14 protein-coding genes and 1 pseudogene are annotated in these 21,016 nt (G+C 74.4%); 3 read left to right on the forward strand and 12 right to left on the reverse strand.

What is annotated here, in order from left to right:
• Positions 1 to 27: 27 nt before the first annotated feature.
• The 9 genes and pseudogenes from BCD48_RS23350 to BCD48_RS23385 all read right to left on the reverse strand — a co-directional run bounded on the left by BCD48_RS23350 (position 28) and on the right by BCD48_RS23385 (position 8,946).
• Positions 28 to 897: an EAL domain-containing protein gene (locus tag BCD48_RS23350; protein WP_083419076.1), complete on the reverse strand. Its 870-nt coding sequence runs from the start codon at positions 895 to 897 to the stop codon at positions 28 to 30.
• Positions 898 to 1,028: 131 nt separating this feature from the next.
• Positions 1,029 to 1,169: pseudogene (locus BCD48_RS54010) on the reverse strand (tRNA (adenosine(37)-N6)-dimethylallyltransferase MiaA); the annotation flags it as partial.
• A 10-nt stretch (positions 1,170 to 1,179) separates the two neighbouring features.
• Entirely contained in the window at positions 1,180 to 2,067 is an 888-nt protein-coding gene (locus BCD48_RS23355; RefSeq protein WP_083419078.1) for an alpha/beta fold hydrolase, read from the reverse strand.
• Positions 2,064 to 2,876 (reverse strand): class III extradiol dioxygenase subunit B-like domain-containing protein, encoded by an 813-nt coding sequence (locus BCD48_RS23360; RefSeq protein WP_083419101.1) that lies wholly within the window; start codon positions 2,874 to 2,876, stop codon positions 2,064 to 2,066. Before BCD48_RS23360 ends, BCD48_RS23355 begins: the two co-directional genes overlap by 4 nt.
• A 4-nt stretch (positions 2,877 to 2,880) precedes the next feature.
• The gene (gene miaB / locus BCD48_RS23365; RefSeq protein WP_241841937.1) at positions 2,881 to 4,527 is read right to left on the reverse strand and encodes a tRNA (N6-isopentenyl adenosine(37)-C2)-methylthiotransferase MiaB; all 1,647 of its coding nucleotides are present in this window, start codon (positions 4,525 to 4,527) and stop codon (positions 2,881 to 2,883) included.
• Positions 4,528 to 4,696: 169 nt separating this feature from the next.
• Positions 4,697 to 6,376, reverse strand: a complete 1,680-nt coding sequence (rny, locus tag BCD48_RS23370) for a ribonuclease Y (protein WP_071050522.1) — start codon at positions 6,374 to 6,376, stop codon at positions 4,697 to 4,699.
• 464 nt (positions 6,377 to 6,840) lie between these two features.
• Positions 6,841 to 7,416: a recombination regulator RecX gene (recX, locus tag BCD48_RS23375; protein ID WP_071050523.1), complete on the reverse strand. Its 576-nt coding sequence runs from the start codon at positions 7,414 to 7,416 to the stop codon at positions 6,841 to 6,843.
• A gap of 62 nt (positions 7,417 to 7,478) precedes the next feature.
• Complete coding sequence (recA, locus tag BCD48_RS23380; protein WP_071050524.1) at positions 7,479 to 8,516, reverse strand: recombinase RecA; 1,038 nt, start codon at positions 8,514 to 8,516, stop codon at positions 7,479 to 7,481.
• Positions 8,517 to 8,751: 235 nt separating this feature from the next.
• Positions 8,752 to 8,946: a DUF3046 domain-containing protein gene (locus BCD48_RS23385; RefSeq protein WP_071050525.1), complete on the reverse strand. Its 195-nt coding sequence runs from the start codon at positions 8,944 to 8,946 to the stop codon at positions 8,752 to 8,754.
• A 669-nt stretch (positions 8,947 to 9,615) separates the two neighbouring features.
• Between BCD48_RS23385 and BCD48_RS23390 the strand changes: the two genes are divergently transcribed.
• From BCD48_RS23390 to BCD48_RS23400, 3 genes are all read left to right on the forward strand, one after another.
• The gene (locus BCD48_RS23390) at positions 9,616 to 11,331 is read left to right on the forward strand and encodes an HNH endonuclease signature motif containing protein (protein ID WP_397428847.1); all 1,716 of its coding nucleotides are present in this window, start codon (positions 9,616 to 9,618) and stop codon (positions 11,329 to 11,331) included.
• Between the two features lie 91 nt (positions 11,332 to 11,422).
• Positions 11,423 to 16,534 carry an Lhr family helicase gene (locus tag BCD48_RS23395; RefSeq protein ID WP_083419080.1) on the forward strand — a complete coding sequence of 1,704 codons (5,112 nt, stop codon included), beginning with the start codon at positions 11,423 to 11,425 and terminating at the stop codon, positions 16,532 to 16,534.
• A 129-nt stretch (positions 16,535 to 16,663) separates the two neighbouring features.
• Complete coding sequence (locus BCD48_RS23400) at positions 16,664 to 18,283, forward strand: MFS transporter (protein ID WP_083419081.1); 1,620 nt, start codon at positions 16,664 to 16,666, stop codon at positions 18,281 to 18,283.
• Here BCD48_RS23400 and pspM read toward each other — a convergent pair.
• From pspM to BCD48_RS23415, 3 genes are all read right to left on the reverse strand, one after another.
• Positions 18,280 to 19,137: a phage shock envelope stress response protein PspM gene (pspM, locus tag BCD48_RS23405; protein WP_071050526.1), complete on the reverse strand. Its 858-nt coding sequence runs from the start codon at positions 19,135 to 19,137 to the stop codon at positions 18,280 to 18,282. The genes BCD48_RS23400 and pspM overlap by 4 nt on opposite strands.
• Positions 19,138 to 19,438: 301 nt before the next feature.
• On the reverse strand, positions 19,439 to 20,317 hold the full coding sequence (locus tag BCD48_RS23410) for a PspA/IM30 family protein (protein ID WP_071050527.1): 879 nt from the start codon (positions 20,315 to 20,317) through the stop codon (positions 19,439 to 19,441).
• A 303-nt stretch (positions 20,318 to 20,620) separates the two neighbouring features.
• Positions 20,621 to 20,938 carry a helix-turn-helix domain-containing protein gene (locus tag BCD48_RS23415; protein WP_071050528.1) on the reverse strand — a complete coding sequence of 106 codons (318 nt, stop codon included), beginning with the start codon at positions 20,936 to 20,938 and terminating at the stop codon, positions 20,621 to 20,623.
• Positions 20,939 to 21,016 lie beyond the last annotated feature (78 nt).

Raw genomic sequence — 21,016 nt, forward strand, 5'->3', positions numbered from 1 at the left:
ACGGCGGCCGGTCGAGGGCTGGCGCTGTCAGGCGGTGGGTTGCATGTCGTGAGGGGCCGGACGGGGGTTGTCGTGGGCGTGGCGAGGACCGGGGTGGCCGGGGCGGCCGCGGCCCAGGGCGAGGAGCCGGGCGTCGTCGACGGGCAGGGGCGGGCAGAAGACCGGGCCGGCGGCGCGGTCGCAGCCAAGATCGGTGGCGCGGGCGGCGAAACGGGCGGTGTCGACGCCGTCGACGAGGACGGCGGCGCGGCGACGGTGCGCGAGGGTGACCATCGAGGCGAAGACCGCCTCGCCTTCGAGGTCGCGAAGGGTGGCCCGCACGAAACGGTCGTCCATGCGGACCAGGTCAAGGGACAGCAGGTCGAGCGTCGCCGGGGAGCCGATCCAGCTGCCGAACGCCCGGACCGAGACCGCGACACCGCGGGCTCGTAGCTGGTCGAGCAGGCGCGGCGACGACGGGGCCGCCCGGCCGAGAGTCTCCTCGGTGAACGCAAGCCCCAGAGCGCCCGGTGGCAGGGCGCCCCGGTCGCGGACGAGCGCGGTCACCTCGGCGGCGAACGTCGGCCGGGCGAGCTGGCGGGAGCCGACGTGCAGCCATAGCCGGGGCGGGCGGATGTGGGTGCCGGCGGCCATCCGGTGCCAGGTGCGGCACTCGGTGATGGCGGCCCGCAGCGCCCACAGGTCGAGCTGATCGGCGAGGCCGGCGAACCGGGCGACGGCGCGGACGTCCGCCGCGTCGAGCAGGCCCCTTTCGGGGTGCGCCCACTGGAGGCGGGCGGTCATCCCGGGGACGGAACCGGTGCGTAGATCTACCTCTGGTTCGAAGGAGAACCGGAGGGTGCCGTCATCGAAGGCGGCATACAAGGCATGGATGAGCGCTAGGTCGAGCTCGGTCACGCAAGACTCTCCCGGGGGCCGGGATGGACCAGCCACACTCCCACTGGCGCACACAGCGAGCGAGCGGTCGGCACACGTCAGGCCGCAGGGCGCGCAACGAGACGAAGCTCCGCCCAGAGGCCTACCAAGTATCAGCGCGAGCCCACCAGGCGGCGGACGGTGCCGACATCGGGCTGGCCGAGCCAGAATATCCGCGGATCACGCTTGAGCCACGACCTTTGGCGACGCGCGAACCGGCGCGTCGCGACCGCCGCCGCCACCCTGGCGTCCTCGGCTGGCTCGTCAGGCGACCTCGGCGGTGGCTCCCGGGGTGGGGAACGTCGGCGTGGACAGGCCGGCGATGGCGCCGTGGACAAAGGCGATGAGAACGCCGGCCGTGCCGGCGGGATTCTGGGCGGCGGGCGAGTGCAACGCGTCGGGGATGACGGCGTAGCTGGCGCCGAGACGCGTCGCCATCTCGGCCTGCATCCCTGGATGCCAGGCGTCGTCGCCGACGCCGTGGGTGACCAGCAGCGGAATGGCGTGCGCCGCGGCGACGGCGGCCGCGTCCGCGACCCGGTCGGGCTCGGCGAGCAGCGCCGCGCCCATGGCCAGCGTCCCCCGCTCGGAGCTGGCGAAGAAGCGCCGGCGCAGGAACTCGACCTCCTCCGGCGACCGGACGACGGTGTCGACGGCGCGTACGCCCTCCCAGACCGCGGCGAGCCCGGCCTGCGCGTGCAGCGCGATCAGGGCGCGCAGCGCCAGCCGCCGCGGCCCGACGATCGCCGCCGGCCCGGACCCCAGCAGCACGACGGACGCGAGCGCCGTCGGATGGGCGATCAGCGCGGCCCGGGCCACCAGCCCGCCGAAGGAGTGGCCGACGAGGTGCACCCGTCCACCCAGCTCCGCCGCGGCCAGCACCGTGTCGGCGGCGAGCGCGTCGACGGTGAACTGGCTGTCCGGCCCGTCCGCGTCGGGGACGGACTCGTACTGCCCCCTCAGGTCGACCGCCACGGCGCGCAGGCCGGCGGCGGCCAGCAGCGGCAGGATGGTGACGAAGTCCTCCTTGCTGCCGGTGAAGCCCGGCAGCAACAGGACGGCGGGGGCGTCGTCCTGGCCGGCGACGAGCGCCGCCAGACCCGCCACCGTCGTGCGCCGCGGCGCACCCAGCCCGTCAGCCGACGCCGTCACGCGGCACCTCCCCTTTCCCACACGCACACGAAGTAGCCGACGCCGTATGGGGCGTCGGCGTAGAGCGGGTCGGCGGCCCAGCCCGCGGCGCCGACCGCGCGCACGGCGCCGGCGAGCACCTGCCAGGAAGCTCGGCCGGCGACCAGCAGGTCCGCGGCGAGTCCGGGCTCCAGACCGAGCAGGGCCTCGAGGTCCACGTCCGCCAGCGCCCGCTCGACGATCTCGTCGTACGGCTCTGCCCGCTCGTCGAGCGAACCGGGGGCCTTCGCCGTCCGCCGCGCACTCCCGTCACCCATGACCAGCAGCGCGACCCGCTCCCCCGCCGCCGCGGCCTCCGCTTCCAGCCCGGCGCCAAGCGCCGCGGCCTCGGCCGGCTCGGCCTTCGGCGACACGCCGATCCCGCGGCGCTCCACCTCCCAGCCGGTCTCCGCGAGCAGCCAGGCGCCCACCGCCAGCGACAGCGGCAACGCGGGAGCGCCCGTCCCGGCGATCGCCCCGCTGGCCGCGGCCTCGGCCTCGGCAACGACGTCGGCAGCGGCAGCCCCAGCACCGGCCAGCGGCCCGAGGGGGACACGGAAGTCGACGCCGAAGCCGTGGAAGTCGCCGACCGCGTCCGGCCCGTACGCACGGGAGCCGGTCGCGAGCGCCTCCGGGTCGTCGCCGACGACGAGGACGGCGTCCGGGTCCGCGGCGCGCAGCCGGCGGACGGCGGCGAGCGCCGGCTCCCGCGCGCCGACCGGCTCCCCCGCGCCGACCCGGGGTACGAGCAGGGGCGGGTGCGGGCAGATCGCCGCGGCGACGAGCGTCACCTGGCTACCGTGCACCGGCCGTGGCCGCCGCGCCAGCGACCGGCGCCGCCGTGTCGGCCTCGCCGGTGCGGCCCGCCGGAGCGGCGGTGCCGACGGGATCTTCCGAGCATCCGGTCGCCGAACAGCCACAGCCGCCGCCGTGCGTGTCGTGCGCGGTCGAGGCTGACGGCGCGGTCGGCGTGGGCGAGGCGGACGGGGCGCCCAGACTGGGCATTCCGAGGCTGACCGACGGGCGGGCCTGCACCGTTCGGCCGGCCTCCCACAGGTCCGCGGCGCGGGTGCGGCGGGCGGTGACCGGCGCGCCGTCGGCGACCAGGTGGTGCGGGGCGCCGTAGGTCACGACGGTGTTGACGATGTCGCCGGGGCGCAGCCGCGCGAGCTCGGCGAGCACGGCCGCGTCGCCCGCCGCCGAGCCCTGCACCCCCGAGCGGGCCCGGGCGTTGGCGTCGGGGCCGAGGTGGACCAGGCGGCCGTCGCGGGCCCTGCCAGAGCAACGGCCCGTGGCGTCGTCCTTGCGGCCCTCCCCCTCGGCGATGAGTACCTCGGCGACCCGGCCGACCTGGGCGCGGTTCTCCTCCAGCGAGATCTCTTCCTGCAGCGCGACGAGCCGGCCGTAACGCTCGGCGACGACGTCGGGCGGGACCTGGTCTTCCATCGTGGCCGCCGGCGTGCCGGGACGCGGCGAGTACTGGAAGGTGAAGGCCCCGGAGAACCGGGCGGCGCGCACCACGTCGAGAGTGTCGGCGAAGTCGGCCTCGGTCTCCCCGGGAAAGCCGACGATGATGTCGGTAGTGATCGCGGCGTCTGGCAGGGCGGCGCGCACCCGCTCGACGATGCCGAGGTAACGGTCGCGCCGGTAGGAGCGGCGCATCCGGCGCAGCACCGCGTCCGAGCCGGACTGCAACGGCATGTGCAGCTGCGGGCAGACGTTGCCGGTCTCGGCCATCGCGATGATCACGTCGTCGGTGAAGTCGCGCGGGTGCGGCGAGGTGAACCGGACCCGCTCCAGGCCGTCGATCCGCCCGCAGGCGCGCAGCAGCTTGGCGAACGCGGCCGGATCACCGAACGAGCGGCCGTAGGAGTTGACGTTCTGGCCGAGCAGGGTGATCTCGAGGGCGCCCTCGGCGACGAGGGCCTCGACCTCGGCGAGCACGTCACCGGGACGGCGGTCACGCTCCGTGCCGCGCAGGCTGGGGACGATGCAGAAGGTGCACGTGTTGTCGCACCCGACGCTGATGCTCACCCAGGCGGAGGCGTGGCTGGCACGCCGCGCCGGCAGCGAGCTGGGGAAGACCTCCAGCGCCTCGGCGATCTCGACCTGGGCAGAGGCGTTGTGCCGGGCACGCTCGAGCAGCACCGGCAGGCGGTGCAGGTTGTGGGTGCCGAACACGACGTCGACCCAGGGCGCCTTGCGGGTGATCGTCCCGCGGTCCTTCTGCGCGAGGCAGCCACCCACGGCGATCTGCATGCCCGGGTTGGCCTTCTTCGTCGGGTAGAGATGGCCGAGGTTGCCGTACAGCCGGTTGTCGGCGTTCTCCCGGACGGCGCACGTGTTGAACACCACGAGATCCGGCGTCTCGCCGTCCGTCGCCGGGACATACCCGGCGGACTCCAGCAGCCCGGAGATCCGCTCGGAGTCGTGCACATTCATCTGGCACCCAAATGTGCGCACCTGATAGCTACGGCCACTCACCAGCCCAGCCTACGGCGATCGTCGGGAAGGGCGCTGGCGCGCCCTTCCCGACGATCGACCAGAGGGCCAAAGGGTGTGCGAAAATGATCTTCCTTCGCACACCCGGCGGCCGTTGTCCCCAGGATCACTAACGGGCGATTTCGATGGCGCGGGTCTCGCGGACGACCGTGACCCGGATCTGGCCGGGGTAGGTGAGTTCGTCCTCGATCTGGCGGGCCACGTCGCGAGCGAGCAGATGGGCCGCGGAGTCGTCGACCTCCTCGGGGACCACCATGACCCGGACCTCACGGCCGGCCTGCATGGCGAAGACCCGCTCGACACCGGGACGGTCGCTCGCGATCTGTTCGATGCGCTCCAACCGGCGGACGTAGGACTCAAGGCTGTCGCGGCGCGCGCCGGGCCGTCCGCCCGAGATCGCGTCGGCGGCCTGAGTGAGTACCGCTTCGACGGAGCGCGGCTCGACCTCGTTGTGATGGGCCTCGATGGCGTGGACGACGTCCTCGTGCTCGCCGTAGCGGCGCGCGATCTCGGCGCCGACGAGGGCGTGCGACCCCTCGACCTCGTGGGTGAGCGCCTTGCCGAGGTCGTGCAGCAGGGTGCCGCGTTTCGCGATGGCCGTGGGGAGGCGCAGCTCGGCCGCCATCACGCCGGCCAGGTGCGCCGACTCGACGAGGTGGGCCAGCACGTTCTGGCCGTAGCTGGTGCGGTAGCGCAGGCGGCCCAGCAGCACGATCAGCTCCGGGTGCATGTCGCCGATGCCGACGTTGACGAGCGCGTCCTCGCCGGCGCGGACGCAGCGGGTCTCGACCTCGCGCTGGGCGCGTTCGTACTCCTCCTCGATGCGCTGGGGGTGGATCCGGCCGTCGGCGACCAGCGCGGCCAGTGTGATCCGGCCGACCTCACGGCGCACCGGGTCGAAGCAGCTGAGCAGCACCGCTTCGGGGGTGTCGTCGATGAGGACGTTGACGCCGGTGACCGACTCGAAGGCGCGGATGTTGCGGCCTTCCCGGCCGATGATCCGCCCCTTCATCTCGTCGCCCGGCAGGTGCAGCACCGACACCACCGATTCGGCGGTCTGCTCCGCGGCGACCCGCTGGATCGCCAGGGTGACGATGCGCCGCGCCCGGTCCTGGGCCTCCTCCTCGGCGCGGGCTTCGATCTCGCGGGCGAGGGTCGCCGCCTCCAGCCGGGACTGCTGCTCGACGACGGTGAGCAGCTCGGACTTCGCCTCCGCCGAGGTCATGCCGGAGGCCTGTTCGAGGGCAGCCAGGCGACGGGCGTCCAGTTCCTCGGTCTCCTTGGCCCGGCGGGCGAGCGCGGCATCCCGTTCGACGAGCTCACGGTCGCGCGACTCGATCCGGCGGGTCTGGTCCTCGAGGGCGGCCAGTCGTTCCTCGACGCGCGTCTCACGCTGGGCGAGGCGGTTGTCCCAGTCGCGCAGTTCCTCACGCCGGCCGCGCAGCTCGGCGAGGGCCTTGTCTCGTTCCTGCTGTGCCTCGCGCCGGGCGGCCTCGGCCCGGTCACGCTCCGCCTCGGCGAGCTTGCGGGCAAGGGCCTCGGCTTTCTCCCGGGCCGCCGCTTCGGTCTTCTCCGTGGCGGCCGCTTCGGCCTTGGCGACGGCCTCCGCCTGCGCGGCCAACAATGCCGCCGCTGTCTGGCCGTCGTTGGTCGATGGCGAGGCGGAGATCACGCGGGGCGCTTCGACGGCGGGGCGAGCACCCGCTCGGATCAGCCGCGCGGCGACCAGGATGAGGGTGACGACGGCGACCAGCACCACCGCGACGAGTGCCACGAGCACGCCGACCACCGATGCTCCTCCCGGGAGGGGGAGCCGGATCTCCGTCGATATCCGCGCGCGGATGTCGACGAGGAAGCTGCTCCCCGGGCCATCCAGCCCACCAGGAAGGCAGCCACCGGCCGGCGAAAACGAAGCCGACCCGCCAGTTCCCGTAGACCGGACTGGAGCGGCGAAGGACCCACCCCGAACGGCGGCGTCCACCAGGGCGGAAAAGACGTGGCCACGCCTTCCCTGCACAGCCAGCGCTCACTGAACGTCGCAGAGGACCAACGGGGCGCGAACATGTCTCTCCACGCCGTAGTTGGGCCCCGACAGCGCACGAAGCGCCGAAGTTGCCCTCGTGTGTAGTTAGCCAACTATCGCGACCGCGTAGTCCGCGGGAGTCCTCGCACCGTTGCCGAGAGTAGGTCGACCGCTTTTCCCAGGTCAAGAAATACCGGATGCCCGGACCCCCGGCCCTGGTCAGAGACCGGTCAGCCGTCTCCGTGGCCGGGCTCGTCGACGTCACCGAAGCCGGCCGCTCCCGCGGGGTGATCGTCGAGGTCGCTCTCCGAGCCGAGCAGTTCGGTGACGACCCGGACGGCAAGCTCCGTCGGGTAGCCCTTGCGACCAAGCATGGCGACCAGGCGGCGCAGCTGGACCTGCCGGTCCAGCCCGGCCATGGTCCTCAGCCGACGGGCGACGAGCTCGCGAGCGGTGGCCTCCTCGTCCGCGCCGCCGACATCCGCCAACGCGGCGGCGGCGACGTCGTCGTCCACGCCCCGGCGCCGCAGCTCGACCGCGAGCCCCCGCCTGGCCAGTCCGCGGTTCTCCCTGGCCGAGGAGACCACCGCCGTCGCGAACGCGTCGTCGTCGATCAGCCCGACCGCCGTCAGCCGGTCGAGCACCGCCTCCGCGACATCGTCGGCCACCCCTCGCCGCCGCAACGTCCCCGCCAGCTCCGCCCTGCTGCGCGCCCGAACCGCCAGCTGCCGCAGGCAGATCTCCCGCGCCACCCCCACCGGGTCCCGCTCCGCCTCCACGGCCCCCCGCCCGCCCTGCCCGGCCATGCGTTCCTCCTGGACCAAGTAGCTCGACGTTGAGAACCGGGCAGCGCGACAGGGCAGCAAGATCAGAGATCGACCGGGACAGGCGCGAGGACGTCACCGTCGAGGGTGGGGATGATGCCCAGCTTCTCCTTGATGCGCTTCTCGATCTCGTCGGCGAGGTCGGGGTTGTCGCGCAGGAAGTTGCGGGCGTTCTCCTTGCCCTGGCCGAGCTGGTCGCCGTCGTAGGTGTACCAGGCGCCGGACTTCCGGACGATCCCGTGCTCGACGCCCATGTCGATGAGCGAGCCCTCGCGGCTGATGCCGCCGCCGTAGACGATGTCGAACTCGGCGGTGCGGAACGGCGGGGCGACCTTGTTCTTGACGACCTTCACCCTGGTCCGGTTGCCGACCGCCTCAGCCCCGTCCTTGAGCGTCTCGATCCGGCGGACGTCGAGGCGCACGGATGCGTAGAACTTCAGCGCCTTGCCACCGGTCGTCGTCTCCGGCGAGCCGAACATGACACCGATCTTCTCGCGGAGCTGGTTGATGAAGATCGCGGTGGTGTTGGAGTTCGACAGCGCGCCCGTCATCTTGCGCAGCGCCTGGGACATCAGCCTGGCCTGCAGGCCGACGTGGCTGTCGCCCATCTCGCCCTCGATCTCGGCCCGCGGCACCAGCGCGGCCACCGAGTCGATGACGATGATGTCCAGCGCGCCGGAGCGAACCAGCAGGTCGGCGATCTCGAGGGCCTGCTCGCCCGTGTCCGGTTGGGAGACCAGCAGGTTGTCGGTGTCGACGCCGAGCTTGGACGCGTAGTCCGGGTCGAGCGCGTGCTCGGCGTCAACGAAGGCGGCGATGCCGCCGGCCGCCTGCGCGCTCGCCACCGCGTGCAGCGCGACCGTCGTCTTGCCGGACGACTCCGGGCCGTAGATCTCGATGATCCGGCCGCGGGGCAGACCACCGATCCCGAGCGCCACGTCGAGCGCGATCGACCCGGTGGGAATGACCTGGATGGGCATGCGGGTCTCGTCGCCGAGGCGCATGACGGAGCCCTTGCCGAACTGCTTGTCGATCTGCGCGAGGGCGTTGTCCAACGCCTTGGCGCGGTCGGGTCCTGCCATCGGAGCAACTCCTGGCTGAGGTCGTCGAGTCTTGGTGGCCACGAGGCGACGTTAGGGGGTCGGTCCGACAGTTTCGAGGGCCGCCTCGCATCTGTGGACAACCGCGCGCATGTGGACAACCTTAGCCGAACACGCGTTCGACTTCGAACCCAACACGCCGAACCCCGCCAGGTTTTCCCCGACGAGCCGCCCCGTGCTCCGCCGGAGCGGGCCAGGCCGCGGCGAGCGCGGAGAGTCAGTGCTCCCTGGCGGGGACGTCGAACTCCGCGCACACGGCACGCCAGACGGCCTTCGCGTCCTCGCCCCGGGCGAACGCACCTTCGACAGTGACGCCGCCGAGGCTGGCCAGCACATGGTCGCGAGCGACGGACTCCGCGTATTCGGCGCCGAACTGCCTGTTCATCCGGGCCCAGAACTCCGTGAGTCGCACCCGCCCAGTGTGCCTGCCAGCCCACCCGGTGAACCCCGCGGCCCTGGGCCGACAGTCGAAGCCGGCTGAAGCCAGGCGGCGTGGGCCTGGCGGTGGCGACTGGCCGCGACCGGGCGGCCACGCAAGCCCCGCGGCCGACGTCAGCGCGGGTCCAGGGACCGACGAGGCGCGCCGAGGGCCGCTCATCCGGTGATCGGCCCGGACGTGCCGGTCGCCAGTCCCGCGGCGCACGTCCAGCGCCATCTCTCAGGGGCTGGTAACGCGGCCCCGCGGAGAAACACACGTTCCGCGGAACGCGAAGATCACTTTCCAGTCCACGGAACCGGCAAGCCGCCCGACAGCCCCACCTGTCCGTCCGCGGGCCGGCCACCAACGTTGGCCTCAAGGTCCGGCACGCCCCCCGCCAGGCACCGAGTGGCGAGCGAGAACCCGGCGGCGACGCCGGACAGCGGACACGGAGGACAGCGGACGGCAGACACCGGGACACGGATGAGCGCGGAGACAGGAAAGCGCGAGATACGGAGGCGCGGAGATACGGAGATCCGCGCTCGCCTCGCCACCTTCACCAGCCTCGCTCCCCCAGGCTGACCTGCGAAAATGTCGTACCCGAACGCGACCATGGCGGCAGCGGCGGGCGCGGGGCCCGCCACCCCTGTCCCGGCGGTGCCCATGACCACCACGAAGATCGATATCAGCTCCCTCGGCGCCGAGTCGCCCGGCGTCGGTGCATCCACCTCCGTGGTGGACGAGGTCGAAACGGTCCCGCTGACGGAGCTGGAACGCGCCATCTGTGCCTGGGCGGCGCGGATCGCCGCGGCGACCTGCCAGCTGCTGACGATGCTGGCCGCGTTCGACCGGCGGCGAGGCTGGTCGGGGCTGGGAATGGCGACCTGCGCACAGTGGCTGTCCTGGCGGTGTGGCCTGGGAATCCGGACGGCACAGGAACACATGGCCGTCGCCCACGCGCTGGAGGAGCTGCCCGCGCTGCGGGCGGCGTTCGCCGAGGGACGGTTGTCCTACTCCAAGGTGCGCGCCGTGGCGCGCGTGGCCGAGACCGCGACGGAGCAGACCTGGCTGTCGCATGCGCTGCACTGCACCGCAGGCCAGCTTGAGCGGCTCGCGTCGCGCTACCACCAGCTGACTGCGGATCCGGCCGAGCAGCGGGCGACGCGGAAGGTGACCTGGAGTACCCGCGCGGACGGGCTGTTTCGCCTGCAGGCTGTGCTGACGGCGGAGGAGGGCGCCCGGCTGGCCGTCGCGATCGACGCCGCGAGAGCCAGCCTCGACGACTCCAGTCCACCCCGGACCGGCGCCGAGGCCGAGGCGTCGCCGGCGGACGGGCAGATCGTCAACGCCCCGCGAGACCGGAAGGCCGACGCCGACGCGTTGGTGGCGCTGGCTGAGGGCTTCCTTCACCGGCCTGTCCCAGACCTGATGAGCCCGTCCCACACGGTCACCGTGCATGTCGACGCCGAGACTCTGCTGAGCACCGGTCAGCGCGTGGCGGGGGCCCGGAGTCCCGCGGGCGTGGCGGGAGGCCCGACCGGCCTCGCGAGGGATGGGATGGCCCCGACGGGCGAGCCCCCGCGAAGCGCCGGTCGGCCGCCGAACACGCCCAGGGCTCCGGCGCCCAGCGCCGGAGGGCGGACGCGGGAGGCGCCTCGCCAGGTCAGCACCGCTGACACCACCGACGGCCTGGCGAAAGGGCTCGCCCGCTCAGGTGACGGAGGCTGGAGTGACGGAGGCAGGCATGAAGGGCTGGTGGCTTCGGGGGCGACGACGACCGGTTCGGATCCGGTCAGCAGGCTTGCCCGTGGCCTGCTGCGTTGCGACGCGGAGCCCGAGGTCGGCCTGCCCCAGGCGGTGCTGCGCCGGCTCGGCTGCGACGGCCTGATGCGAGCGCTGGTCCGGGACACGGCCGGGAACCCGCTCGCGCTCGGGCGGCGGCGCCGGGTACCGACCCGCCGGCTACGGGAGGCCGTCTACGCCCGTGACCAGGGCACCTGTCGGTATCCGGGCTGCACCCACACCCGCTGGCTTCAGGTGCATCACCTGCTGGAGTGGCTGGCCGATGAGGGCGACACAGATCTGGAGAACCTGACGCTGGTGTGCAGCCGCCATCACCAGCTGATCCATGACGAGGGCATCACCCTGAGCCGCCGTGACGACGGAAGGATCGTCGCGACGCTGCCCGACGGCTTCGTCGTGACCCCGGCACCGTGTCTGGACGCCGGTACCCGGCCCGTCGCCCGCCTCGCCGCGGCGACGCGAGACGTCGCCGCCGACGCGATTCAGACTCACGGCGGCGGACGTCTCAGCTGGGATGACTCGCTCTTCGTCCTCATGCAACATCGTCGGCCACCCGCTGGTAGACCGGCCGCGTAGCCGAACACGGGCACCTGCGTAGCGGACTGGCGCCACAAGCGGCCAGGTCGGACGGAGCGCTGTGTCGGAGGTGGGATGCAGACTGGCCTCCATGTCCTCTTCCGACCCCCTCGCGACGTTCTCGGCGCCGACCAGGGCATGGTTCTCCGCCGCCTTCCCGGCGCCGACCGCGGCCCAGGCCGGCGCGTGGACGGCGGTGCGGGCGGGCGGCAGCGCGTTGGTGGTGGCGCCGACCGGCTCGGGCAAGACCCTCGCGGCGTTCCTGTGGTCGCTGGACGAACTCGTGCGTGCCGGCCTGCCAGACGCCGCGCGCCCGCGCTCCGCGTCATCACCGGCCGCGTCCTCACGACGGGCAACCGCGTCCGCGCCGCGGACCTCGTCACAGACGTCCTCGCCGGTTTCGCCCCCGGACCCCACCCGCCGCTGCCGGGTCCTCTACGTCAGCCCGCTCAAGGCGCTCGCTGTGGACGTGGCTCGCAACCTGCGGGCTCCGCTGGCGGGCATCCAGGCCGCCGCGACCCGGCTGGGCGTGACCGTGCCCGAGGTGACGGTCGCGATGCGCACCGGCGACACCCCGGCCACCGAGCGGCGCGCGTTCGGCCGCACCCCGCCCGACATTCTGATCACCACGCCGGAGTCGCTGTTCCTCATCCTGACCAGCCAGGCGCGCGAGTCGCTGCGCGGCGTGGAAACGGTGATCGTGGACGAGGTGCACGCGGTCGCGAGCACGAAGCGCGGCGCCCACCTGGCGCTCAGCCTCGAACGCCTCGATGCCCTGCTGGAAACCCCGGCGCGGCGGATCGGCCTGTCCGCGACGGTGCGCCCGGTGGAGGAGGTCGCGCGTTTCCTCGGCGGCGCCCGCCCGGTGACGGTGGTCCGCCCACCGACCGAGAAGACCCTGCAGGTCGACGTCGTGGTGCCCGTCCAGGACATGGCCGACCCCGGCGCCCCCGCCGGCCTCGGCCGGGGTCCCTCCCGGATCGGCGAAGCCGATCTGGGAGGTCTGCTGGCCAGCCCCGACAGCTCCGGGGCGCTCGCCGGGCTTCCCGGCCTGGACACCCTGGGCGGCGGGCCGCCCGCCGCCGTGCCGAGCCGGCCGTCGATCTGGCCGGCCGTCGAGGCACGAGTGCTCGACCTGATCGAGGCGCACACGTCGACGATCGTCTTCGCCAACTCGCGGCGGGTGGCGGAACGGCTGTGCGCCAAGCTGAACGAGCTGCACGCGCAGCGGCTGCTGGCGGCCGAGATGGCGGGTGTGGAGCGCGGCTCGGGAATGATCGACCTGGACGATCTCGACGGCCCGGTCATGGCCGCGCCGGAGGCGACCGGCACGCCCGCCGAGGTGATGGGCCAGGCGGGTTCCGCCCGACCGCTCCCGTTCGCCGAGGTGGCCCGGGCGCACCACGGCAGCGTCAGCCGGGAGCAGCGGCTGCTGATCGAGGAGGACCTCAAGGCCGGCCGGCTGCCCGCCGTGGTCGCGACCTCCAGCCTGGAGCTGGGCATCGACATGGGCTCCGTCGACCTGGTGGTCCAGATCTCCTCGCCGCCGAGCGTCGCCGCCGGCATGCAGCGGGTCGGCCGCGCCGGCCACCAGGTTGGCGCGGCCAGCCGCGGGGTGGTGCTGCCCAGCCACCGTGGCGACCTCCTGGAGTGCGCGGTGGTCGCCGAGCGGATGCGCGACGGGGAGATCGAGGAGGCGCGCTACCCGCGTAACCCGCTCGACGTCCTCGCCCAGCAGATCGTCGCGATGGTCGCGGTCGACACGTGGCCGGTCGAGGAGCTGGGAGCGCTGGTCCGGCACGCGGCGCCGTTCGCGACGCTGCCGGCGTCCGCGTTCGAGGCGGTGCTGGACATGCTGGCCGGCCGGTACCCCTCGGACGCGTTCGCCGAGCTGCGCCCGCGGATCGTCTGGGACCGCGCGGCGGGCACGGTGACGGGCCGGCCGGGCGCGCAGCGGCTCGCGGTGACCAGCGGCGGCACGATCCCCGATCGTGGCCTGTTCGGCGTGTTCCTCGTGGGCGAGAAGGCGAGCCGGGTCGGCGAGCTCGACGAGGAGATGGTCTACGAGTCCCGCGTCGGCGACGTGGTGCTGCTCGGGTCGTCGAGCTGGCGGGTCGAGGAGATCACCCCGGACCGGGTGCTGGTCACCCCGGCGCCGGGCCGGCCGGGCCGGCTGCCCTTCTGGCACGGCGACTCCCCCGGCCGCCCCGCCGAGCTCGGCCGGGCGCTCGGCGGGTTCCTGCGCGAGCTCACGAAGAAGACGCCGGACGAGGCCGAGGCACGGCTGCGCGCCGCGGGCCTGGACGAGTGGGCGGCGAGCAACCTGCTCACCTACCTGGACGAGCAGCGGGCCGCCACCGGCCGCCTGTCCGACGACCGCACGCTCGTCGTCGAGCGGTTCCGCGACGAGCTGGGCGACTGGCGCCTGGCCGTGCACTCGCCGTTCGGCGCCCGGGTCAACGCCCCGTGGGCCCTGGCGATCGGCGGCCGCCTGCGCGAGCGCTACGGCGTCGAGGTCCAGATCATGCACACCGACGACGGCATCGTCGCCCGGGTGCCCGACGCCGACGCGCCGCCGACCGCGGCGGACGCCGTCTTCGACCCCGACGAGATCTCCGCCCTCGTGCGGGCGGAGGTCGGCGGCAGCGCGCTGTTCGCCAGCCGGTTCCGCGAGTGCGCGGGGCGGGCGCTGCTGCTGCCGCGCCGCTCCCCCGGGAGGCGCACGCCGCTGTGGCAGCAGCGCCAGCGCAGCGCGGCGCTGCTGTCGGTGGCCGCCGAGTTCGAGAGCTTCCCGGTGGTGCTGGAGACGATGCGCGAGTGCCTGCAGGACGTCTTCGACGTCCCGGGCCTGACCGCGCTCATGCGCGACGTCGACGCCCGCCGGCTGCGGGTCGTCGAGGTCGAGACGCCGGCGCCGTCGCCGTTCGCCCGGTCCCTGCTGTTCGGCTACGTCGCCACCTTCATCTACGACGGGGACGCCCCGCTGGCTGAGCGGCGCGCGCAGGTGCTGTCGCTGGACAGCCGGATGCTCGCCGAGCTGCTCGGCGAGGCGGACCTGCGGGAACTGATCGCCCCGGAGGCGCTCGCCGCCGTCGAGGCGGAGCTCGCGCGGCTGGCACCCGAGCGACAGGCCCGCGACCTCGAGGGGGCCGCCGACCTCCTGCGGGTGCTCGGCGACCTGACGACGCCCGAGGCGCTCGCCCGGGGCGCGACCGAGGAATGGCTCGAGGCGCTCGCCGCCGCGGGCCGGGCACTGCGGGTGCGGATCGCCGGCGAGGAACGCTGGGTCGCGGTCGAGGACGCGGGGCGGCTGCGCGACGCGCTGGGAGTGCCGCTGCCGATGGGGGTGCCGGCGGCGTTCACCGAGCCGGTCCGCGACCCGCTCGGTGACCTGGTCTCCAGGTACGCCCGCACGCACGGCCCGTTCGACGCCGACGAGCTGGCCACGCGGTTCGGCCTGGGTGTCTCGGTGGCCGTGGCGGCCCTGGAACGTCTGGTGGGGGTCGGCCGGCTGGTCAGGGGCGAGCTGCGGCCGGGGCGGCCGGGGGAACAGTGGTGCGACGCCGAGGTGCTGCGCAGGCTGCGACGGCGCAGCCTGGCGGCGCTGCGCCGTGAGGTGGAGGCGGTGCCGCCGCGTGCGCTCGCGGCCTTCCTGCCCGCCTGGCAGGCGGTGACCAGTGGGCGTTCGCGCGGTGTCGACGGGGTGGCCAGGGCCGTCGAGCAGCTGCAGGGGGCGTTGATCCCGGCCAGTGCCTGGGAGCAGCTGGTCCTGCCGGCCCGGGTGTCCGACTACTCGCCCGCGATGCTCGACGAGCTGTGCGCGAGCGGTGAGGTGCTGTGGGCCGGGGCGGGCGGGCTGCCCGGTGACGACGGCTGGTTGACCCTGGTGCTCGCCGACGCCGCCCCCTTGCTGCTTCCTCCGGTCGCGCCGGACCTCGCCACCGACACCACCACCGCGGCGGCCATGGCCGCGGGTGCCGGCGAGGCGGAGAGGAGGGTGGACGAGCCCGCGAGCGGCGAGGTGGTGGATCTGGGCGGCGTCGCCGCCGGGGTGGCGAGCCCGCTGCACCGCGCGGTTCTCGACGCGCTCGCCGACGACCTGGCGCTGTTCTTCCGAACCCTGTCGGACCGGGTCGGCAGCCTGGACGACACGGCGCTCGCGAACGTGATCTGGGATCTCGCCTGGGCGGGTCTGATCACCAACGACACGCTCGCCCCACTGCGCGCCCGCCTCGCGGGAGGCTCGGCCACCGCCCACCGGTCGGCGCCGCGCCCCCGCCGGACGAGCCTCCGTTTCGCCTCGGGCCACCATCCACCAGGGGCCGCCGGCCTCGGCCGGGGAGCGGGCCTTGGCCGCCCCGCGGTGCCCCGCCGTTCCGGGCCGCCCATGGTCGCGGGCCGCTGGTCGCTGCTGCCCGCCCGCGACACCGACCCGACGCGGCGGGCGCACGCACTCACCGAGACGCTGCTGGACCGGCACGGCATCGTCACCCGGGGGGCTGCCACCGCCGAGCACGCCCCCGGCGGGTTCGCCGCCGTCTACCGGGTGCTGTCCGCCTTCGAGGACGCGGGCCGGGCCCGCCGCGGCTACTTCGTCGAGGGGCTCGGCGCGGCCCAGTTCGCGATGCCGGGCGCGGTCGACCGGCTCCGCGTGATCGCCGGCGAGCAGCGCGCCGCGGCCGAGGAACCCGACTGGGCCGCCGAGCCAGCGGGTCCCGCCGGCCCGGCCGGCCAGGTCGGGCTCGGGGGCACCGTCGGAAATATCCACATGTTCGGCCGGATCCCGGGCGCGGGAGGTGCGCGGGCCGGGGCGGAACGACGAGCTGTGGTGCTCGCGGCCACCGACCCGGCGAACCCGTATGGCGCGGCGCTGCCCTGGCCTTCCCGGCCGGAGGGGGTGGGCGGCGATGGTCCTGGTCATCGCCCCGGCCGCAAGGCGGGGGCGTTGGTCGTGCTGGTCGACGGCGACCTGCTGCTCTACGTCGAACGCGGTGGGAAGACGCTGCTGTCCTGGCCGAACCCGGCACGGGCGCTGCAACCGGCGGTGGACGCGCTGGCGCTCGCGGTACGCGATGGCTGGCTCGGCCGGTTGGCCGTCGAGCGAGCCGACGGGCAGGCGGTCACCGGCAGCGCGCTGGGCGAGGCGCTGCTGCGCGCCGGCTTCCACCCGACGCCCCGGGGCGGCCTGCGTCTGCGCGGCTGACGCGCGCCCATTGAGGGATCACTCGCGGGTCCGCTACCGGCGCGGTCCGGTACCGGCGGGGCCGCCGCTGGGCGACGGACGAGGGGCGGCTGAGGCGATTTGCCCCTGGGCGGCCGGAAGGTATGGGGTGTGGGGGTGACGGACACGGCGCTCGACCAACCACAGCGATCAGCGCCGGCCGTCAGGATCTGGGGGCCGGAGCTGCGGGTCCTGACGGTGGGCCTGGTCTCGACGATCACCCTGCTCGCGTTCGAGTCGCTCGCCGTCGTCACGGTGGCGCCGCTGGTGTCGGCGGATCTGCACGGCCTGAACCTGTATGGATGGCTGACCGGGGCGTTCTTCCTGACCACGGTGGTCGGTCTCGTGCTCGCCGGCGCGGCGATGGACCGGGCCGGGCCGATCCGCCCGTTCGTCGTCGGCCTGCTGGTGTTCGGCGCGGGGCTCGTGGTGGCGGCGACCGCCGTGGACATGGAGATCGTGATCGTCGGCCGCGGCCTGCAGGGGCTGGGGGACGGCGCGATCGCCGCGGTCTGTTTCGGCACGGTCGGGCGGACATACCCGGCCCAGGTGCGGCCGAAGGTGTTCGCCGTGCTGGCGACGGCCTGGGTGGTACCGAGCCTCGGCGGCCCGGCGGCCGCGGCGTTCCTCGCCGAGCAGGTCGGCTGGCGGTGGGTGTTCGGCGGCCTGATCCCCCTCGTCGTGGTGGCCGGCGCCGTCACGGTCGGGGCGTTGCGGGTGGCCGGCGCGACGTCACCACCCATGCGGGAGGGCATCATCACCGCCCCCGGTGAGGACGGGGTGGCCGGGACGGCCGTCTTCGCCGGCCCGGCGAACGGCGGGCCGGGTGACGTGCCCGGTGGGCCAGCGACGGACCGCGCCGGGGTATGGCCCGCCGTCGAGGCCGGCAGGGGGCCGCTGGTGCGGGCGGTGCGGGTCGCGGCCGGCGCGGGCCTGCTGCTCGCCGGCGTGACCAGCCGATCGCTTTTCGGCATCCCGCTCGTCGTCGCCGGCCTGCTCGCGGGCATCGGGCCGCTGCGCCGGCTGCTGCCCGCCGGAACGCTGCGGGCTCGCCCGGGGGCGCCGGCGGCCGTGGCGGTGCGTGGGCTGCTCGCGTTCGCGTTCTTCGGCGCGGACACGTTCGTCCCGCTCGCCATCACCTCCGTGCGGCACGCCTCCGCCACGGTCGCGGGCCTCGCCGTCTCCACGGCGGCGGTCGTCTGGACCGTCGGGTCGTGGACTCAGGCGAGGCTCGCGACCCGCCGTTCCGGGCGGTTCCTGGTCACCGTGGGCCTGGGCACGCTGGTGCTCAGCGTGGCGGGCACCGGGACGGCGCTGCTCAGCACCCAGGTGCCGCTGGCCGTGGGGATCGCCTGCTGGGGCCTGGCCGGTTTCGGGATCGGTGTCGCCTACTCACCGATCATGAACGTGGCGCTGAACGAGGCACCGCCGGACCGCCAGGGCATGGCGAGCAGCGCGGTCTCGCTCTCGGACAACCTCGGGGTGACCTTCGGCGCCGGGCTGGGCGGCGTCGCGGTCGCCGCCGGCGCGGCGACGAGCCACCCCGCCGCCGACGCGGCGGGCGGCGCGGTCAACGCCGCCGGCCACGTGGCCTCCGTCGCCGGTCTCGCGGGCGCCTTCGCGCTCGCGACCGCGGTCGGCCTGGTCGGTCTGCTTGCCGCCCGCCGGCTGCCCACCACCGCCCTCGCCGAGGCGCCCGCGGCCAGCCTGCCTGACGGCACCGCCGGCTAGCGACCGGTGGGGCCGAGATCCGAGGTGGCGGCACCGCCAGCGGCGGTCCCGCGGCCCGCGGCGGGCAGGCCGCGGGCGGCCGCGCCGACGTCACGCAGGCCGGCGGCGTAGCCGCGCAGGTTCTCCGCCTGTTCGGCCAACGCGTCGAGGTCGACGGGCGCCACGCCGAGCGCGGCACCACCGACCGGTGTCCCAGGCGGCGCCGGGCCACCGAGGTCCAGGCCGCCGGAGTAGGCGTAGACGCCGGCGCCGACGACCTCGGCCGCGGCGGCGACGAGGTCGTCGAGGGCTCGCACGGCCGTGTTCATCTCCTCGGCAAGGGCCTGGACGGTGCCGGCCAGTTGGGCACGCGCGGACCGGTCGGCCAGCGCCCGTGCCGCCGCCTCGCAGGCCACGACGCGGTTCGCCCGCATCCGCAGCCCGTCGACCACCTCGGCGGCCGACGCCATCGCGGAGCGGATCACGTCCGCCGTCGGGCCAGGCGGCACCGGCCGCGCCAGCGCGAGAAAAGCGCTGATCGCCTCCTCGCCGCGGCGCAGCGGTCCGGCCGCCGCCGAGCCGGTCAGCGCCCGTACGCCCGGCGCGGCGGACACCGGCAGCGGCGGCCCCGGCGTCTGCCGGTCGGCCCTGGCCGCCTGCAGTGCCCACAGCCCGCTGTTGACCAGCGAGCCGGCACCGGCGAGGAGCCACATCCACCATTCGTGGCCGAAAGCCACGCCAGCCGGGGTGATGACCGCGGCGAGCGCGGCCCATCCGCCGGCTGTCCACCGGGCGTGCCGGGCATAGCGGGTGGCGGCCCGCGCCTCACGCTGGGCGCCTCGCCGTTCCATCTCGGCCGCCATGGCATCCGGCATCCTGGGCTGGATCCTCCGCCGCCAGTCCCAGCCCTCCGCCCGGACCCACGGCCGCCTCCCGGAGGGGTCCGGTCCCTGAGCGCCAGGCCGCCGCGGCGGTTCCTGCTGGGGCCGCCAGGGCGGCGGCCCCCAGCCCGGCGGCGAGGGCCAGGACCGGGGCGGCGGGGCCGGCGGGGGCGGCGGGGGCGGCGGCTGCCCAGGGCGCCCGCCGGGCCCGCCGCTCGGTGGCCCCGGCGGGCCGCCGCCCACACCAGGCCAGGTCACCGTCGCCGTCCCGTGGGCATCGTGGGCATCGGCCCGGTCACGGACCCGAGGCCGCTGGGCCAGTGGCGTCCGCGCCGCGGTCCTCGCGCGCGTCGGGCGTCGGCGGCTGGCTCTTGCCGAGGGTGACTCGGTTGTCGCCGGCCGGCACCTGGCCCGCCCCCGTCGGCTGGCCGCCGCCACCGGCGGCGCCCGGCCCAGCGGCCAGGCCCGCGCGCAGCTCGGCGAGCCGGTTGGTCGCCCTCGCGTCGATGGTCGCCCGGCGGACCTCCAGCATGCGCGCCTCGACGCCGGCGGAGGCCAGCTCGTGCCGGCCCATGGCGACGGAGTAGCGCTTCTCGACCTTCTCGCGGACCTCGGCGAGCGTCGGCGTGTCGCCGGCCGGAGCGAGCTCCGACATCGACTCCATCGCCTTGCTCATCTGCTCGCGCATCGCGGCATGCTCGATCTGCGTCAGCAGCCGCGCTCGCTCGGCGAGCTGCCTGCGCAGCCGCTCGGTGTTGTCGTCGACGGCGCGCCGGGCGAGCTCGGAGGACTCGACCGCCTGCTGGTGCAGGGTCCGCATGTCATCCAGCGACGACTCCCCCGCGACCAGCTCGCCGGCGAACGCCTGCGCCGTCTGTTCGTACTGAGCCGCGGCGGCGGCGTCGCCGCTCACGCGGGCGTTGTCGGCGAAGGCGAGCGCGGAGCGCGCCGACTCCGTGAGCATCGTGACGTTCTCGATCTGGCGCGCCATCCGCATCTCCAGCTGGCGCTGGTTGCCCAGCACCAGGGCGGCCTGCTGGCGCAGCGCCTCGTGCTGACGACGGCCCTCAGTGATGGCCTGGTCGATCTGCACCCGCGGATCGGCCTTCTCGTCGAACTTCCGGTTCGCCGACGCGGACAGATAGCGCAACGCCCGCCGGACGACATTCGCCATAGTCCGATCGTCGCACGTCACTGGCCCGTGCAGACAGCCCTGTACGAACGTCACCGATCGACGGCATATGTCCGTTTTCGGACACCCGCCGTTCCGGGTGAGCCGGAACGGCGACTTCCCGCCGATTGCGCTCACAGCTGATCCGCCGGCGTGGCATTGATCAGGTGCTGCGCGCGGAATCGACGGGGGCAACCAGGTCAATCTGGTACGCAGTGCGCCAGCGCCCGATATCGGCGCGCCCAGCATTCGCTTTCGTGGGCTCCGCCCGATTTGTCTCGTCCGGCCGGCGGGGCCGGCCCGCGGTCAGGCCGCGCGGTTGACCATGGGGGCCGGAGGACGGGCGGAGACGACCATCGGGGCGCCGACGCGGGGCGTCTCGGCGGCGAGCTCTGCCAGCTCGACGTCGTCGCTCACCTCGCGCAGCAGATCGGCCAGGCCGACGCCGAGCGCATCACAGATCGACGCGAGCAGCTCGGAGCTGGCCTCCTTCTGCCCACGCTCGACCTCGGACAGGTAGCCGAGCGACACCCGGGCCGCGGACGACACCTCCCGGAGCGTCCGGTGCTGATCCTGGCGGCGACGGCGGAGCGCCTCACCGATCATGCGTCGGAGCAGGACCATCGCGCCTCCTCCTTCGTCCACGGTATGGGTTTCACCGTATACCTACCGGCACGGTCATCGAGTGGCCGTTGACGGGAC

It is taken from the genome of Pseudofrankia coriaricola, assembly GCF_001854805.1.
Classification (GTDB): Bacteria; Actinomycetota; Actinomycetes; order Frankiales; family Frankiaceae; genus Pseudofrankia.

Coding starts and splice junctions, on each gene's coding strand:
- miaB (WP_241841937.1), bottom strand. CDS start 4,527: ATGAATGTGCACGACTCCGAGCGGATCTCCGGGCTGCTGGAGTCCGCC.
- recX (WP_071050523.1), bottom strand. CDS start 7,416: ATGGCCGGGCAGGGCGGGCGGGGGGCCGTGGAGGCGGAGCGGGACCCG.
- recA (WP_071050524.1), bottom strand. CDS start 8,516: ATGGCAGGACCCGACCGCGCCAAGGCGTTGGACAACGCCCTCGCGCAG.
- BCD48_RS23390 (WP_397428847.1), top strand. CDS start 9,616: ATGACCACCACGAAGATCGATATCAGCTCCCTCGGCGCCGAGTCGCCC.
- BCD48_RS23395 (WP_083419080.1), top strand. CDS start 11,423: ATGTCCTCTTCCGACCCCCTCGCGACGTTCTCGGCGCCGACCAGGGCA.
- pspM (WP_071050526.1), bottom strand. CDS start 19,137: ATGCCGGATGCCATGGCGGCCGAGATGGAACGGCGAGGCGCCCAGCGT.
- BCD48_RS23410 (WP_071050527.1), bottom strand. CDS start 20,317: ATGGCGAATGTCGTCCGGCGGGCGTTGCGCTATCTGTCCGCGTCGGCG.
- BCD48_RS23415 (WP_071050528.1), bottom strand. CDS start 20,938: ATGGTCCTGCTCCGACGCATGATCGGTGAGGCGCTCCGCCGTCGCCGC.